The following is a 15,715-nucleotide window of genomic DNA, read 5'->3' as shown; positions in this document are numbered from 1 at the left end:
TTGGGGTATTTTTTAATATTAAATTACTTTTTTTCTAATATGATATAAGAGTTTTCAGTAATTACAATTTGATTGTAGAATTCTTTAAGGTTGTAGTATTCTTCAGAGGTATATTTTCTTTTATTTATGCTCATTCGTACATGCATTGAGATTACGTTTTCTTTTTTCTCAGTTTTCATAATAAAAGAACCTCCTTTATTTGGTAAAGAAAAAGCAACATCTTTTGGTAATAAAGTTACTTTGTAGTTATCTGGAATTTGTAATTTTAATAAGTAATTATTTTTTCTTGCATATCCAAAATCAACAGGATAAAGTCTTTCATCTAGCTTAAAGGGGTTTTCGTCTATTCTTTCAAAAAAGAAAGGATTTAACCTGATTTTATCACTTAAATTTTTATTTGAAGGGATTGTAACAGTATAAACTTCTTTTAAAGGTTTATCAGTTTCTTCTTTATCAAAAACTTTATAATCATCTATTTCAAAAAAAGAATTATTGTCATTTATAGTTTCAATATAAGCATCCTCACTTAGATTATTTAATTTTTCTCTAATTTTATAAGCAAAAAAACCGTTACTTCTAACCGTTAAATCTCCAATTAATTCCCCGTTTTCCGTTAATTCTAACTTAACGCTACTAGTTTTAGTTGCTTTTGTTTTTGGTTTTAAAATAATCCAATCATTTTTTTCTTTAAAATTAATTTCTCTAGCTCTGCCATTTAAACACCTTTCTGGTACTTCACCAAAAGGAAAATATTTATTTGTTGCGTCTAAATAATAAGGTTTATTATTAATTAATGCTTTTACAATTACATAATTAAAATCATTAATTACTGGGTAAAGATCCGTAGGAATTCCGTTATTCCTTGTTGATAAAATAATCAAACTTGCTTCAATTTTTGCTGCTCTTAAGCTATTATATAAAGATAAATTGATTTCACTAGCTGATCCAGTTTTGTTATTATAAGCATCTTTAACTTGTTCATCATCACTGTTCCAATATTCATTGTTCCAAGTATAATGGTTTTGTATAAAAGAATATACTTTTTTTGCTTTTTCTAAATTGTTTTTGATACTTAAAATGCTTTCAGGTATTCTTCTTTTAAAGTAATTTTTCTTTGTTGTTTGATTATTTAAAAAAAGTTTTTTTAATTTTTTATCAGCCTCTTTCCAAGTTGTAGTATATTTTATAATCTCACCAGTTGGACTATGATAGGATTCTAAATCAAATACAAGTCTAGACATGTAGTTTTTTTTACTAAGCATATAATTTTCTTCTTTAAAGGCAGGAATATTATTCATACCATAAGAAAAAATTGCACAATCACCATAACCTAGGCCATCAATATATACACAGTCTTTTTTAATTGTTGGATTATTTTTATCTAATTTTTGAAAACCAACAATTCTAATTTTATATTTATAATTTCCTAATACAGCTGCGTTAAATTCACTTTTTATTTTAGGTATATCAGATTGAAACTCCCAATCAGGAATACCTAAATAAGGATTTATAACGCTGTAAGTATATTCAATTACGCTACCTTCTTTTATATTAGGAAGTGTAAATTTTGTAGAAGTCCATTTTTCATTCTCTTTTGTGGTAAAAATGTTTTTTTGTAATAAAGAGGTTTTTTGTATAAAATTACCTTCTTTTAGATTGTATGTAATTCCTCTAAAATCAACTGCTCTTTTTTTCTTGTAAAGATTTACAACAATGTTTGCTAAATTAAATGCAGTTTTGTCTAATATTTTAATTCTATAATAATAATCAATTCGTGTATTATAATCATTTTCTTTATCAATGTATAGATTTGCATGTTCATATAAAACTACAGCATTAGCAGTGGTATCTTTTTCATAAACATTCATTTTAAGTTCTTCTATAGTTGTTAAACCTAAGTGAGTAGATTTTTCTTTTTGTGAGTGCATTAATAATCCACAAAAAAGTATAATTGTTAATACTATTTTTCTTTTCATTTAAAATCTAACTATTTTTAGAACTTTATTGTTTTTTAAATAATTTTTAATAATTGTTTTTGCAATTTTTTTATGTTCAATTGTTGTTATTACAGTTTTTAAAATGTCAATTTGATTTTCTTGAATTGATAAGTTTGTATAACCATAACCAAAAACTTCATTGTTTTCAATAAGTATAATAGCATTTTCTTCAACTTCTCTTCCTTTATGATGTACGATAAAATTATCGCTATTAAAATCTTCGTTTTTTAATTTAAACTTCTTTCTAATATTTAATTTTGGAGATAAATTCTCTAATTCTAAAAAGTATTTTAAACGAGTAAATAACTCGTTTCCTGTTTTATCATATGAAACTGAGATAGCTCTTTCTTGTATTTTTAATGCTCTTTTTGTAACTTTTAAAAATAAGTTATTTAGTTCATTTCTAATGTTTTTCCCTTTACCAATATAAATTACTTTTCCATTTGTATCATGAATATAAAACACACCTAATATTGGCGGAATTGAATTAATTAGATTATTTAATTTTTCTTTTTCTAACCTTCTATCAAAGTATTTTATTGAATTTTGAATGATATATTTATCTGTATCTTTTTCTAATAAAAGTTTAAATAATTTAATAGTTGCTAAAGCATCTCCATTGGCTCTATGCCTATCTGTAATTGGTATTCCTAAGGATTTTGTAAGTTTTCCTAGGCTATAAGATGGTTGGTCTTCTATTAATTGCTTACTTAATTCTACAGTACAAAGTGTATTTCTTTCAAAATTGAAGCCTAACCTTTTAAATTCAGTTCTTAAAATTCTGTAATCAAATGCACTATTATGTGCTACTAAAATAGAGTCTTTTGTAATTTCTATAATTCGTTTTGCAATTTCGTAAAACTTGGGAGCATTTTTTAGCATTTTATTATTTATGCCAGTAAGTTTTACAACAAATTCTTGAATTGGTATTTCAGGATTTACTAAAGAAATAAACTGATCTATAATATTATAGCCATCAAATTTGTAGATTGCAATTTCAGTAATTCCTTCTTCATTAAATTTTCCACCTGTAGTTTCTATATCTAAAATTGTATACAAATTCTTTTTTTTATAAAATTATATATTATAATTACGATTACCAAAAATAAAACTACCAACTCTAATCATCGTACTTCCGTTTTCAATAGCAACGTTATAATCACCACTCATTCCCATTGATAGAACTGATAGTTTTTGATGATGACTTTGCTGTATTTTAAAAAAGTTATTTAAAGATGAAAATTCAGTTATTAGTTGTTGTTTATCATCAGTAAAAGTAGCCATCCCCATAAAACCAACAATTGCAATATTCTTTAATTCAATTATTTCTTTTGATGATAAAATAGAAGTTATTTCTTCAAAAGTAAAACCAAACTTTGTTTCTTCTTTAGCAATTCTAACCTGTAATAAACATTTAATAATTCTGTTATGTTTTTCAGCTTGTTTATTAATTTCTTTTAAAGTTTTAAAGCTATCTACACCGTGAATTAAATCTACAAAATGAGCCATATATTTTACCTTATTTCTTTGTAAATGTCCAATCATGTGCCATTTAATGTCTTTAGGTAAAGCATCATATTTTTCAACCATTTCTTGTACTTTGTTTTCACCAAAAATTCGCTGATTAGCATTATAAGCTTCTTGTATATCTGCTATTGGTTTTGTTTTAGAAACGGCAACTAAAGTTACGTTTTTGGGTAAAGTAGATTTTATGTGTTGTAAATTTTTAGCAATCATTACTTTTTTTTTTAAGCAAATTTTGTGTAAGAATTATCCTAATAATTCTATAATCTGATTTGCTAATTCTACACCAATTCTAACTTGAGCTTCTTTTGTAGCTGCACCAATATGGGGAGTTAATGAAATTTCTGGATTCATTAGTAATTGTACCGCAGGTTCTGGTTCTGTTTCAAAAACATCTAAACCAGCAAATTGCACTTTTCCGCTTTCAATTGCTTTTACTAAATCTACTTCATTTAAAATTCCTCCTTTAGCAGCATTTATAATACCAACTCCATCTTTCATTTTTTCAATATCATTAGCACTAATTATATAATCTTCTTGAGCAGTAACATGTAAAGTAATAAAATCGGCTTCTTTTAAAAGTTCATTTTTAGAAACTGTATCAATATTAATAGCAATTTTTTGACCATTAAAAAAATCTACAGTAATCGTAGCATTTTTTACTAAGTTGTCAGTTGCAATAATATTCATTCCTAGCCCTAAACCAATTTTTGCAACTTCTTTACCAACTTTGCCAAAACCAATAATACCAAGGGTTTTACCTCTTAATTCTATTCCTTGAGAATACGCTTTTTTTAATTCTTTAAAACGAGAATCTCCTTCTAATGGCATTTCTCTGTTTGATGAGTGAAGAAATCTAACCATTCCAAATAAATGTGCAAAAACTAGTTCAGCAACAGAGTTAGAAGTTGCAGAAGGGGTATTAATTACATGCAAACCATTATCCTCTGCATATTGAATATCAATATTATCCATATCAATGTCAGCACTTCCAATTAGTTTTATACTTGGACATGCATCCATTAATTCTTGCCTAACTTGAGTTGAATTTCTTACTAAAATTACATCAATATTATGTTCGTTAATATAATTTTCAAGTTGATTTTGTGCTACTTTTGTTGAAATAACTTCAAAACCATTACTTTCTAAAATATCAATTCCATCTTGTGAAATTCCATCGTTTGCTAATATTTTCATTTTATATTTTTTAAGCTATAAAGAACCAAATTAGTTAAGCCTTAACTTTTTTTGATTCTTTTGTACTAAATATTTTTATTTCTGTTTTCTTTCTAAATCTTGCATTACATCAACCAAAGCTTGAACACTATATAAAGGTAAAGCATTGTACATACTTGCTCTATAACCACCAACACTTCTATGACCATTTAAACCATTTATGCCAGCTTCTTTCCAAAGATTGTCAAAAGTACTTTTTAAAGATTCGTCTACTAAATTAAAAGTAGCATTCATATTACTTCTATCTTCTTTAGCTACAAAACCTTTAAATAATGGGTTTCTGTCAATTTCATTATATAGTAAATCTGCTTTTTGTTGATTTACTTTTTCTATAAAAGAAATTCCTCCTAAACCTTTTAACCATTCTAAAGTTAACATAGATACATAAACAGCAAAAACAGCAGGTGTATTAAACATACTGTCTTTATCTAAATGTACTTTGTAGCTTAGCATTGACGGAATTGCACGTTCTACTTTACCTAATATTTCTTCTTTAATAACAACCAAGGTTGCACCTGCTGGTCCCATATTTTTTTGAGCTCCTGCATATATTAAATCGAATTTAGAAAAATCTAATTGACGAGAAAAAATATCAGAACTCATATCACAAACATTAACACCATTAAAAGATGGAAATTCTTTCATTTGAGTTCCAAAAATGGTATTGTTACTTGTGCAATGAAAATAATCAGCGTCAATAGGAATTGAATACCCTTTAGGAATATAGCTGAAATTTTTATCTTTAGAAGAGGCAACTTCTACAACTTCACCAAATAATTTTGCTTCTTTAATAGATTTATCTGACCAAGTTCCAGTATTTAAATACGCTGCTTTTTTGTGTAATAAATTGTATGCAGTCATTAAAAATTGAGTGCTTGCTCCACCTTGTAAATACAAGGCTTTATAGCCTTGGTTTTGCAAACCTAATAATTCTAAAGCTAGGTTTTGTGCTTTTTCTATAACATCAACAAAAGGTTTACTTCTGTGTGAAATTTCTATGAGCGATAAATTATCATTATTAAAATTGATTATAGCTTCAGAGGCTTTTTTAATGACACTTTCTGGTAAAATACAAGGTCCTGCGCTAAAGTTATGCTTTTTCATTATTATAGTCTTTATGATTTTGTTGAATAAACAAATATCTAGTTTTTAAGTTAATTTATTTAAATGTTGGTTAAAAACTCTAGAATGTTAACTCCATCAGCATAATCCCATAATTTTGGATTTTGAGTTTGCCCAAAGTCAATTTCATTTTCTACAATATTTTTACCTACAATACATTGTATTTTATCTTTATCTTCGTGTAATTTAATTTTTAAATCAATTAAATTATCATAGTATTCATAAAAAACGGTTGCAATAGGAGAGGAGTAGCTTTCATCTTCTTTAATCATGAGAAAACCGTTTTCTAATAAATCGAACTCACTCATTAAATACACAGCTTTGTTATAATCGTAATTATTAGCATATTTTGCGTTGTTAATTATGTCTTTTTTTGTGTACATACCGTTAAAAAATGAATCAAAATTATAACCTTTTGGCACATAAATTTTTGAAACAGATCTACACCCTAAACCAAAATAGGTAAATACATCATCTGCTAAATTTTGCATTTGTTTTTCAGTTTCTTTTCCTGTTAGTACTGCTACAGAATTTCTACTTTTTCTAATAATATTTGGTTTGTTTTTAAAATAAAACTCAAAATAACGAGCCGTATTATTGCTTCCAGTTGCAATTACTGCGTCAAAATTTTCTAATTTTTGCTCAGTAAAAGTAATTTTTCCTTTAAAAAAATGTTCAACATACTCTAAATATTTAGCTAAATAGGGTAGTAAATGTTTATCTCCAGAAGATTGTTTTACTATAACTGAATGACCCGAAATTAATACTGATAAAAAATCATGAAACCCAACTAAAGGTAAATTTCCAGCCATAACAATTGCAACTGTTTTTGATGAAACTTCTTTAAGGTTTTCAGAAGTAACCCAATGAGTTAAGTTGTTTTCAGTTAAGGCGTTAGACCAATTTTTAATTGAGAGTAATAAGTTTTCTTTTGTAAACCAAGAGTTATTTTCTTCGGCAATTTTTAATTGATGTTTAAAACCATCAAAAAATAAATCATTGTGTGCTATATTTTCTTTTTTTGTAATACCAGCAGTAGAAAACTGACTTAAAAAATCACTTAATTTTGAAAAAGCTAAAATTCTGTTTTTAATACTACTCATTTATTTTGGATGTAAATTTTTTTGGCTTTATTTTTGCAACTGCAAAGTTACATAAACTCAAAGAAAAAACGATGGCAATTATAATAACAGATGAATGTATAAATTGTGGGGCATGTGAACCAGAATGTCCTAATACTGCAATTTATGAAGGTGCAGATGAATGGAAATATAAAGATGGTACTGATTTATCCGGAAATGTAGTTTTACCAAATGGTAAGAGTGTAAATGCAGATGAAGATCAAGAGCCAGTTTCTGATGAAATTTATTACATTGTTGTAGATAAATGTACAGAGTGTAAAGGTTTTCATGATGAGCCTCAATGTGCTGCTGTTTGCCCTGTTGATTGTTGTGTACCTGATGATGACAATGTAGAAACTGAAGAGGAGTTGTTAGCAAAGCAAAGCTTTATGCACCAATAAAAAAACCTTAGTTTTTTAAAAGAAACAATTTATACACAAAAAACGCCAAAGTAAAATTATTACTTTGGCGTTTTTTTATGAATTATTTTTTACAAATTAATTATAAACTGAAATTAATTCTAGTAAAGTAATAAGCACCATCTGAACCCATTTGCACAGAATCTGCAAATCCTCCTTGATCTGTCCAACCATCAAATTGAGGAGTAGGGTATATATTAAAAAGGTTATTTGCACCTAAAGTGATATTCACTTTATCAGATATTTTATATCCTAAACTTAAATCTGTTGTTATTAAAGAGTTATAGGTATCTGTAGCAACTGCATATAACGCGTCAGCTTCTGCTTGAGTAGTTGGAGGTGTATCTACCCATTGAAAATCTTGTAACTGAACCTGGCTAAACTTTGTTAAGGTAACATTTGCATTGAATTTGTTTTTAGAGTATCCTAAGTTTAAACCAAATTTATAATCTGGAGCAGCAGCTTCTAGGTAAGCTTGAGAAAATCCGCTAAAAAATGTAAATGGATTTAAATCTCCATTATGAATTTCTTTAATTTCTAAATCATTTAAATTACCAATTATACCAACATTAATTTTATGACCATCGCCTAAAGTTGTTTTATAGTTTAAAACGATGTCTACACCCTTAGTTTTTGTGTCAACTCCATTTGCAAAAAATTGGGCTGCATCTACATTTAAAGGACCTAATATACTTTGGTCAGTAAAGTTATCAGTTAAAATAATTCTATCATCAACAGAAATAGAATATGCGTCTATAGTTGCTGTGAAGCCATTTTTTTTATAAGTAAAACCAATACTTGTATTAATTGCTTTTTCTTCTTGTAAATCTCCAATTCCAAATGCTTTTGTTACAGTACTATTGTTTGCAGAAAGTAAAGAAGGTACAGATGTACCAGCAACAATATTTGTAAACTTTAAGTTGTAATAAATTTGAGCTAATGAGGGAGCTCTAAAACCTGAAGAAACAGAACCTCTAAAAGATAAATTATTATTTACTTTAAATCTAGAGGCTAATTTATAATTGAATGTATTACCAAAATCGCTATAATCTTCATATCGTAAAGCAGCACTTACTAAAAATGATTCGCTTAAGTTAATTTCAGTATCAAAATACATACCTAAATTAGTTCTGCTTCTATCTACTTCGTTATCTGGACTATAACCAGGAAAACCCTGTGAACCACCTGATAAAACATCTCCATTAGAATCTGTTGCTACAGTTTGTAGAGCAGGGTTTGTGATAATTACTCCATTAGTATCATATAGTCCGTAAGAAGCTTCTTCACCAGCAAAGATTTTAAAGTTTTCTGTTCTGTATTCTACACCAAAAGCAAAGTTGATACCTTCAGCATAATCTTCATAATATTTACTAAAGTCGATTCCTGTTGTGTTTTGTGATAAACTATGACCACCAGCATCAAAATCAGTAGGAGAAGCATCTCCTAAAGAAGCATTGTTTGAGTCTTTAATAAAATAGTGAAACTTATTCATACCAAATGTATTGTTAAAATCTACACTCCATCCATTATCTAAAGTATGTTTTAAACCAGCTGATACTGAATTATCGACAATAATAGAGGTAATTCTAGGTGTAAACCCATTAGGATAAATACTTGGTACAGATCTGTTATCACCATCATCGAAACTACTTCTAGAAAAAGCATATGCATTAGTATCTCTGTAGTTTCTTCCTCCAAAAGCATAAACTTCAGTTTTGTCAGATATAGGAACTATAGAGTTAACCATAAAATTAAAACCATCTATACCTGCGCTTCCATAACCTTGACGCCAAGAAAAGCCTGGTCTTAAAGTGTTGCTTTTTGATAAAAACTCAGTAGTGAAGTTTATAAAACCACCTAAATCATTAATTTTAGCACCATAGTTTAAATCAATTTTAACGGTTTCTCCATCAAAATTTTTATTTTTACCATCCAATCTATTTTCACCTTCTACATTATAAAGTTCTGGTTCCCAGCCACCTTGAGTGTCAAAAATTTGTTGCGCAAAATCACTACCAACAGCAGTACTATAAGCACCATAAGTAATACCAGCAGAAATACCGTCTGTATTATCATTTAAAACAATATTAATTACCCCAGCAATTGCATCAGAACCATATTGTGCAGAAGCTCCATCTCTTAAAACTTCAATTCTTTTTATAGCAGATGCCGGTATAGCATTTAAATCTGTACCAGAATTACCTCTACCTCTTGTACCGAAAATATTTACAAGAGAGGATTGGTGTCTTCTCTTACCATTGATTAAAACCAAAGTTTGGTCTGGCCCTAAACCTCTTAATGAAGCTGGTACAATGTGATCTGCTCCATCTGATCCAGATTGCTTTGTTGCGTTAAAAGAAGGTGCAGCAAATTGTAAAATATCATTTACTTCTACTTTACCATTTTTTGTAGCTAATTCTTGCACATCAATAATGTCTACTGGAACAGCAGTATCTACTGCAGTTCTTTTTGAATTTCTAGAACCTACTATAATTATTTCATCTAGTTGTAGCCCCTCTTTTAATTCAATATTAATAGTAGTACGACCATTTACAGATACATTTTGAGTTTCGTAACCTGTATAGCTTACTTCTAAAATGGCGTTGTCTTTTACGGTTAGATCAAATTTACCATCAAAGTCAGTTACTGTTCCATTTGAAGTACCTTTTTCTAAAATACTAACATTAGGAATAGGTGTTTTTGATGAATCTGTAATTACACCAGAAATTTTGTTTTGAGAAAATATACCTGTAAAAGATAAAATAAACCCAAATAATAAAATAATTTTTTTCATAAATAAATATTTAAATTAATTGAAATTTGTGCAAAAATAAGACATATATTTATGAAGACATTAACTTAATAAATAAAAAAAAGAATAATATTTTAATGTTATCTATATAAATTTTACAAAAACATTACATTTGCAACTGCAAAAAATAAAATAAATGAAAGCTGGAATTGTAGGATTACCAAACGTAGGAAAATCAACTTTATTTAATTGTTTATCAAATGCAAAAGCGCAAAGTGCCAACTTTCCTTTTTGTACAATTGAACCTAATTTAGGAGTTGTTAATGTACCAGATACAAGAATTGAGAAATTAGAAGAATTGGTAAACCCTGAAAGAGTTTTACCAGCTACAGTGGAGATTGTAGATATTGCAGGACTTGTAAAAGGAGCAAGTAAAGGAGAAGGTTTAGGAAATCAGTTTTTAGCAAATATTAGAGAAACAGATGCACTTTTACATGTTGTGCGTTGTTTTGATAATGATAATGTGATACATGTTGATAACTCTATTGATCCTGTTAGAGACAAAGAAACAATTGATATTGAGTTGCAATTAAAAGATTTAGAGACGGTACAAAAAAGACTTGAAAGAGTAAAAAGAACTGCAAAAACAGGGAACAAAGAAGCACAAGCTGAATTGGTTGTTTTACTAAAAGTGGAAGAAACTTTATTAAAAGGAACCTCAGTTAGAGCTTTAGATTTTTCTGAAAAAGAATTAGAATTTGTACAGCCTTTACAATTCATTACTTCAAAACCAGTTTTATATGTTTGTAATGTTGATGAAAATTCAGCAGTTTCAGGTAACGATTATGTAGAAAAAATAAGAGAAGCTGTAAAAGACGAGAATGCAGAAGTTATTGTGTTAGCAGTTGGTACAGAAGCAGATATTACTGAGTTAGATGATTATGAAGAAAGACAAATGTTTTTGGCTGATATAGGCCTTGAAGAAGCAGGTGTATCACGTTTAATTCGTTCAGCATATAAATTATTAAACTTACAAACTTATTTTACTGCAGGTGTAAAAGAAGTAAGAGCTTGGACAATTCCTATTGGAGCAACTGCACCTCAGGCAGCTGGTGTAATTCATACTGATTTTGAAAAAGGTTTTATTAGAGCAGAAACTATTGCTTATGAAGATTATGTTACTTATGGTAGTGAATCTAAAGTAAAAGAAGCTGGTAAAATGAGGGTAGAAGGTAAAGAGTACGTTGTTAAAGATGGTGATGTTATGCACTTTAGATTTAATGTGTAATTACTCTAAAATATAAATTATCAAAAATCCTAATGAAGTTTTCATTGGGATTTTTGATTTTTCTTATTGATTTAAAATCTAACCAATTATATATAAAAGTTAGTCCTCATTTTTTTCAATAATTATTCTTTAGCTCCATTATTTTTAGCAATATCTATCCAATGTTCAGATATGCCTTTGGTGTCTGCACCTAAACCTCTAGATAAGTGTAAAGCTACACTAATCATTAAAACTGAAGCTTCATGTAATCCTTGTAAATTTTGTATAGTACCAAATTCTTCTTGCGCTTTTAACAATAATAGTTCGTTGTGTTTATGAATAAAAGAAACAGGGTTTTCAATATCAATAGTTATTTTAGGTATCATTAAATTGTTTAACCATTCCAGCCCAATTTTTTCTGCTGACAATTCATGAGATAGGTTTCCTATTTGTCTCCAAGCAGCAAGTGTTTTTGTATCTCCAGATTCTGAAAGTCCGGAATCTAGTAATAATTCAAAAGCAATATCAGCTAAGTTTTGCATCACAATTAAATATTCATCTTGTGCTTTTTCAAACAAATCTACTTCTTGTCCACTCAAATATTCTTCAACACTCAATTTAGGTAATTCTAAAACTTTAGAGCAATCGTTTAAACAAGGAAATTGATTACCCTCATAAATATAATGGACTTTTTCAAATTGAATTTGACGTCCTAAAGGATATAAACGACAGGCTAAAGGTCGACCCAAATGAACACTACAACCAAAATTATCTACATATTGACTGCATGCATTTTGACCTTTATTGTCTTGTTTCCCATCAAATCGTAATTGAATACCACCAAAATCAGTGTAAAGGTCTCTAAATTCTTTTGGTGTATTTTTTTTCTCTCTGCTAAAACATAATAATTCCCAAGGATTTAGCATAACAGCTTTGCCAAAACAACAGGTTCCGGAACGTGTACATGTTAGCGGTAATATACTTTTAGAATTGAGTTTTGTTGTTAGCATTGATTTTTTTACGATTTAAAAAGTGGTTGCTGAATTAATTTCAGCACAAAAAGCGAAGTTATATTTTTAAATTTAAAAACTCAAGATGATAATGCTCAAAAACTAAATCAAAAAAAAACCTCACAAAAAGTGAGGTTTATAAAAAAAAATATTTTTAAAAATTACCCTTTATAAAAAGGTAATTTTACTATAGTTGCTGGTATTGCTTTTTTACGAACTTGAATATGAATTTGAGTACCAGATTTCGCAAAAATTGTTGGTACATATCCCATTCCTATTCCTTTGCTTAAACAAGGGCTCATAGTTCCTGATGTTACGTTACCAATAATATTTCCATTACCATCAACAATATCATAGCCTTGTCTAGGAATACCTCTTTCATCCAACTCAAAAGCAATCAATTTTCTTTCTGGTTTTTGTTCTTTTTGCTTTGCTAAAGCATCAGCATTTACAAAGTCTTTGGTAAATTTTGTAATCCAACTTAAACCTGCTTCAATTGGTGAAGTTGTATCATCAATATCATTACCATATAAACAATACCCCATTTCTAAACGTAAAGTATCTCTTGCCGCCAAACCAATTGGTTTAATGCCATAATCTGCTCCAGCTTCAAATACTTTATTCCAAATTTGTTCAACTTCTGTGTTTTTACAATAAATTTCAAATCCTCCAGATCCAGTATAACCAGTTGCAGAAATAATTACATGTTCAATACCAGCAAAATCACCAACTTTGAATTTGTAAAAAGGAATATCTGCTAAATCTAAAGAAGATAAAGACTGCATAGCTTCAACAGCTTTTGGTCCTTGAATTGCTAGCAAAGAATAATCTTCAGAGATGTCTTTTAAATTTGCACCAAACTCTTCATTATATTTAGTAATCCAATTCCAATCTTTTTCAATATTAGAAGCATTTACTACTAGTAAATAAGTGTTTTCTTTAATTCTGTAGCATATTAAATCATCTACAATTCCGTTATCTTCATTAGGAAAGCAACTGTATTGTGCATCTCCAATTGCAAGTTTTGAAGCGTCATTAGAAGTAACTTTTTGTATCAATGCTAAAGCGTTTTCTCCATCAACCAAAAATTCTCCCATATGACTTACGTCAAAAACGCCAACAGATTCTCTAACAGTAAGGTGTTCTGCTGTTACACCTTCGTATTGTACAGGCATATTATAACCTGCAAAACCAACCATCTTTGCTCCAAGAGCTTCATGAATTTTATGTAATGCTATGTTTTTCATTTATAGATTTCTTTAATTTAGTGCTAAATTATTGAAAAATTCGCAATAAACAATTACTTAATTCCTATAAATATTATGAATCAAAAAAGAAATAATATTATATTTGATGAAACAATTTATAAAGCTAAATCATGAAATTTTTTAAATTATTATTTATTGTAATCTTTACAATTTCTTTCAATTCATTTTCTCAAGCACCAACAGACTTTTTACCTAAAGAGTTTCATAAAGAAAGACGTAGTGTTTTACGTTCTAAAATGCCAAAAAATTCAGTGTCTGTTGTGTTTTCAAATCCGCTTAGAAATAGAGCAAATGATGTAGATTATGTTTTTCATCAAGATCCAAATTTTTATTATTTAACAGGTTATAGAGAGCCAAATGGAGTTTTAGTATTATTTTCTGAAGATCAAACTGATGCTGATGGAAATACTTATAATGAAATTTTATATGTTCAAAAAAAAGATCCTGCTGCAGAACAATGGACAGGAATCCGTTTAGGTGTTGAAGGGGCAAAAACAGAATTAGGCTTTGAAAAGGCAATGAATGCTGATGAATTTTTAGAAGTAAACATTAATTTTAAAAAGTTTGATAAAGTTTTTATTGAAAAATTTAAAGATGATTATAGAGATTTAAGTGACTCTGCAGATGTTTTTGATTTAGTAAAAGCATTTAAAACAAATGCGGGTTATGATCCAAGCCTTTATTTATCAAGAGCCAAGGAATACATATATAATAATATTGCAGAAACTCCAATTGAAAGTAGCGCAAACGTAATTAGTATTATTGATAGATTATCGCCTCGTTTTCCAGATCTAAAAGAAGACGCTTTGATTAATGGTTATAAATCTGCTGCAAATGATGATATAAAAAAAGAATTTCAACAAAAAATTACCCTTGCTTTACAACCAAAGACTAATATTGATGTTCAGTTTTTATCATCTAGTTTAACAGATATGCGAGAAATTAAAACCGCTGAAGAAGTTAAATTGTTAACAAAAGCTGTAAGAATTTCTGCCATTGGTCAAATAGAAGTAATGAAAGCAATGAAGCCTCACATGTCAGAAACTGAATTGCAAGGAATTCATGAATTTGTATATAAAAAATATGGTGCAGAATATGAAGGGTATCCTTCAATTGTTGGTGCAGGTAACAATGGTTGTATTTTACATTATATAGAAAATAACAGAACTAGAGTTGATAATGATATGGTTTTGATGGATTTAGGTGCTGAGTATAGAGGTTTTACTGCTGATGTAACTCGTACAATTCCTGCAAATGGTAAGTTTACAAAAGAACAAAAAGAGATTTACGATTTGGTTTATGAAGCTCAAGAAGCTGGAATCGCATTATATAAAGTTGGTGAAAAAATGAGTGCACCAAATCAAGCAGCCAGAGCTATTATTAATAAAGGTTTATTTAATCTAGGTATTATAAAATCTATTGATGCTAGGCATAATTATTTTCCTCATGGAACTTCACACCACATTGGTTTAGATGTGCATGATCCAGGAAATTATGGAAATTTCGAAGAAAATATGATTGTAACAATGGAGCCTGGTATTTATATTCCAGATGGAAGTCCATGTGATAAAAAATATTGGGGAATTGGTATTAGAATTGAAGATTGTATTCTTGTTACTAAAACAACACCAATTAATTTATCTGCTGAAGCTCCAAGAACTACAGCTGATATTGAAAAAATGATGGCAAAAAAATCTGTTTTAGATGATTTTGTTTTACCAAATTTAGACGATTAAATGAGCGGAACACAAAAAAATAACCCAATGCATGGCATAAAGTTGGCAACAATTTTAGAAGAATTATTTTTAGAATATGGTTGGGAAGAATTGGGAGATATTTTAAATATTAATGCATTTAGAAATAAACCCACTTATAAATCGAGTTTAAAATTTTTAAGAACTACACCTTGGGCTAGAGAAAAAGTAGAACGATTTTATGAGAAAAATATGTTAGATTAATTTTTTTATGATATCATTTTACTTGTCAATGCAAGTTTACT

The 15,715-nt window shown here is 28.6% G+C and carries 13 protein-coding genes; 4 read left to right on the top strand and 9 right to left on the bottom strand.

The genetic code is table 11. The annotated features are described in order from the left end of the window. Nucleotides 1-23: 23 nt before the first annotated feature. From Q0733_RS01100 to Q0733_RS01075, 6 genes are all read right to left on the bottom strand, one after another. Nucleotides 24-1,976: a hypothetical protein gene (locus tag Q0733_RS01100; RefSeq protein WP_298777888.1), complete on the bottom strand. Its 1,953-nt coding sequence runs from the start codon at nt 1,974-1,976 to the stop codon at nt 24-26. Continuing rightward, nucleotides 1,977-3,056: an exonuclease domain-containing protein gene (locus Q0733_RS01095; RefSeq protein WP_298777886.1), complete on the bottom strand. Its 1,080-nt coding sequence runs from the start codon at nt 3,054-3,056 to the stop codon at nt 1,977-1,979. An 18-nt stretch (nt 3,057-3,074) separates the two neighbouring features. Further along, nucleotides 3,075-3,734 carry a YggS family pyridoxal phosphate-dependent enzyme gene (locus Q0733_RS01090; protein WP_298777882.1) on the bottom strand — a complete coding sequence of 220 codons (660 nt, stop codon included), beginning with the start codon at nt 3,732-3,734 and terminating at the stop codon, nt 3,075-3,077. Nucleotides 3,735-3,767: 33 nt separating this feature from the next. Next, entirely contained in the window at nt 3,768-4,718 is a 951-nt protein-coding gene (locus Q0733_RS01085; RefSeq protein WP_298777879.1) for a D-2-hydroxyacid dehydrogenase, read from the bottom strand. A gap of 75 nt (nt 4,719-4,793) precedes the next feature. Continuing rightward, the gene (gene serC / locus Q0733_RS01080; RefSeq protein WP_298777878.1) at nt 4,794-5,861 is read right to left on the bottom strand and encodes a 3-phosphoserine/phosphohydroxythreonine transaminase; all 1,068 of its coding nucleotides are present in this window, start codon (nt 5,859-5,861) and stop codon (nt 4,794-4,796) included. A gap of 59 nt (nt 5,862-5,920) precedes the next feature. Beyond that, nucleotides 5,921-6,982 (bottom strand): acyl-CoA reductase, encoded by a 1,062-nt coding sequence (locus Q0733_RS01075; protein WP_298777876.1) that lies wholly within the window; start codon nt 6,980-6,982, stop codon nt 5,921-5,923. A 71-nt stretch (nt 6,983-7,053) separates the two neighbouring features. Here Q0733_RS01075 and Q0733_RS01070 point away from each other — a divergent pair, with 71 nt between their 5' ends. Beyond that, a complete protein-coding gene (locus tag Q0733_RS01070; RefSeq protein WP_298777874.1) occupies nt 7,054-7,401 on the top strand; it encodes a 4Fe-4S dicluster domain-containing protein in 348 nt (115 codons plus the stop codon). Nucleotides 7,402-7,501: 100 nt separating this feature from the next. On the opposite strand, the gene Q0733_RS01065 is transcribed toward Q0733_RS01070, so the two are convergent. Next, a complete protein-coding gene (locus Q0733_RS01065; RefSeq protein ID WP_298777872.1) occupies nt 7,502-10,213 on the bottom strand; it encodes a TonB-dependent receptor in 2,712 nt (903 codons plus the stop codon). 154 nt (nt 10,214-10,367) lie between these two features. Between Q0733_RS01065 and ychF the strand changes: the two genes are divergently transcribed. Further along, the gene (ychF, locus tag Q0733_RS01060; protein ID WP_298777868.1) at nt 10,368-11,459 is read left to right on the top strand and encodes a redox-regulated ATPase YchF; all 1,092 of its coding nucleotides are present in this window, start codon (nt 10,368-10,370) and stop codon (nt 11,457-11,459) included. Between the two features lie 122 nt (nt 11,460-11,581). Here ychF and Q0733_RS01055 read toward each other — a convergent pair whose 3' ends face one another. After that, on the bottom strand, nt 11,582-12,448 hold the full coding sequence (locus tag Q0733_RS01055) for a YkgJ family cysteine cluster protein (RefSeq protein WP_298777865.1): 867 nt from the start codon (nt 12,446-12,448) through the stop codon (nt 11,582-11,584). Between the two features lie 161 nt (nt 12,449-12,609). Further along, a complete protein-coding gene (gene gcvT / locus Q0733_RS01050; RefSeq protein WP_298777862.1) occupies nt 12,610-13,695 on the bottom strand; it encodes a glycine cleavage system aminomethyltransferase GcvT in 1,086 nt (361 codons plus the stop codon). A 131-nt stretch (nt 13,696-13,826) separates the two neighbouring features. On the opposite strand from gcvT, the gene Q0733_RS01045 reads away from it, so the two are divergent. Next, entirely contained in the window at nt 13,827-15,452 is a 1,626-nt protein-coding gene (locus Q0733_RS01045; protein WP_298777859.1) for an aminopeptidase P N-terminal domain-containing protein, read from the top strand. Continuing rightward, nucleotides 15,453-15,674, top strand: coding sequence for a VF530 family protein (locus Q0733_RS01040; RefSeq protein ID WP_298777857.1), 222 nt, complete (start codon nt 15,453-15,455; stop codon nt 15,672-15,674). It abuts the gene before it with no gap. Nucleotides 15,675-15,715: the final 41 nt, after the last annotated feature.

Source organism: uncultured Polaribacter sp., assembly GCF_947500975.1.
Lineage (GTDB): Bacteria > Bacteroidota > Bacteroidia > Flavobacteriales > Flavobacteriaceae > Polaribacter.
The sequence above is the reverse complement of the archived record's forward strand: the minus strand, read 5'-3'. Positions and strand labels throughout refer to the sequence as shown.

What these genes read in the sequence shown, in the direction of transcription:
- ychF (WP_298777868.1), top strand. Translation starts at nt 10,368, where the DNA reads ATGAAAGCTGGAATTGTAGGATTACCAAACGTAGGAAAATCAACTTTA.
- gcvT (WP_298777862.1), bottom strand. Translation starts at nt 13,695, where the DNA reads ATGAAAAACATAGCATTACATAAAATTCATGAAGCTCTTGGAGCAAAG.
- Q0733_RS01055 (WP_298777865.1), bottom strand. Translation starts at nt 12,448, where the DNA reads ATGCTAACAACAAAACTCAATTCTAAAAGTATATTACCGCTAACATGT.
- Q0733_RS01040 (WP_298777857.1), top strand. Translation starts at nt 15,453, where the DNA reads ATGAGCGGAACACAAAAAAATAACCCAATGCATGGCATAAAGTTGGCA.
- Q0733_RS01070 (WP_298777874.1), top strand. Translation starts at nt 7,054, where the DNA reads ATGGCAATTATAATAACAGATGAATGTATAAATTGTGGGGCATGTGAA.
- Q0733_RS01100 (WP_298777888.1), bottom strand. Translation starts at nt 1,976, where the DNA reads ATGAAAAGAAAAATAGTATTAACAATTATACTTTTTTGTGGATTATTA.
- Q0733_RS01045 (WP_298777859.1), top strand. Translation starts at nt 13,827, where the DNA reads ATGAAATTTTTTAAATTATTATTTATTGTAATCTTTACAATTTCTTTC.
- serC (WP_298777878.1), bottom strand. Translation starts at nt 5,861, where the DNA reads ATGAAAAAGCATAACTTTAGCGCAGGACCTTGTATTTTACCAGAAAGT.
- Q0733_RS01090 (WP_298777882.1), bottom strand. Translation starts at nt 3,734, where the DNA reads ATGATTGCTAAAAATTTACAACACATAAAATCTACTTTACCCAAAAAC.
- Q0733_RS01075 (WP_298777876.1), bottom strand. Translation starts at nt 6,982, where the DNA reads ATGAGTAGTATTAAAAACAGAATTTTAGCTTTTTCAAAATTAAGTGAT.
- Q0733_RS01065 (WP_298777872.1), bottom strand. Translation starts at nt 10,213, where the DNA reads ATGAAAAAAATTATTTTATTATTTGGGTTTATTTTATCTTTTACAGGT.
- Q0733_RS01085 (WP_298777879.1), bottom strand. Translation starts at nt 4,718, where the DNA reads ATGAAAATATTAGCAAACGATGGAATTTCACAAGATGGAATTGATATT.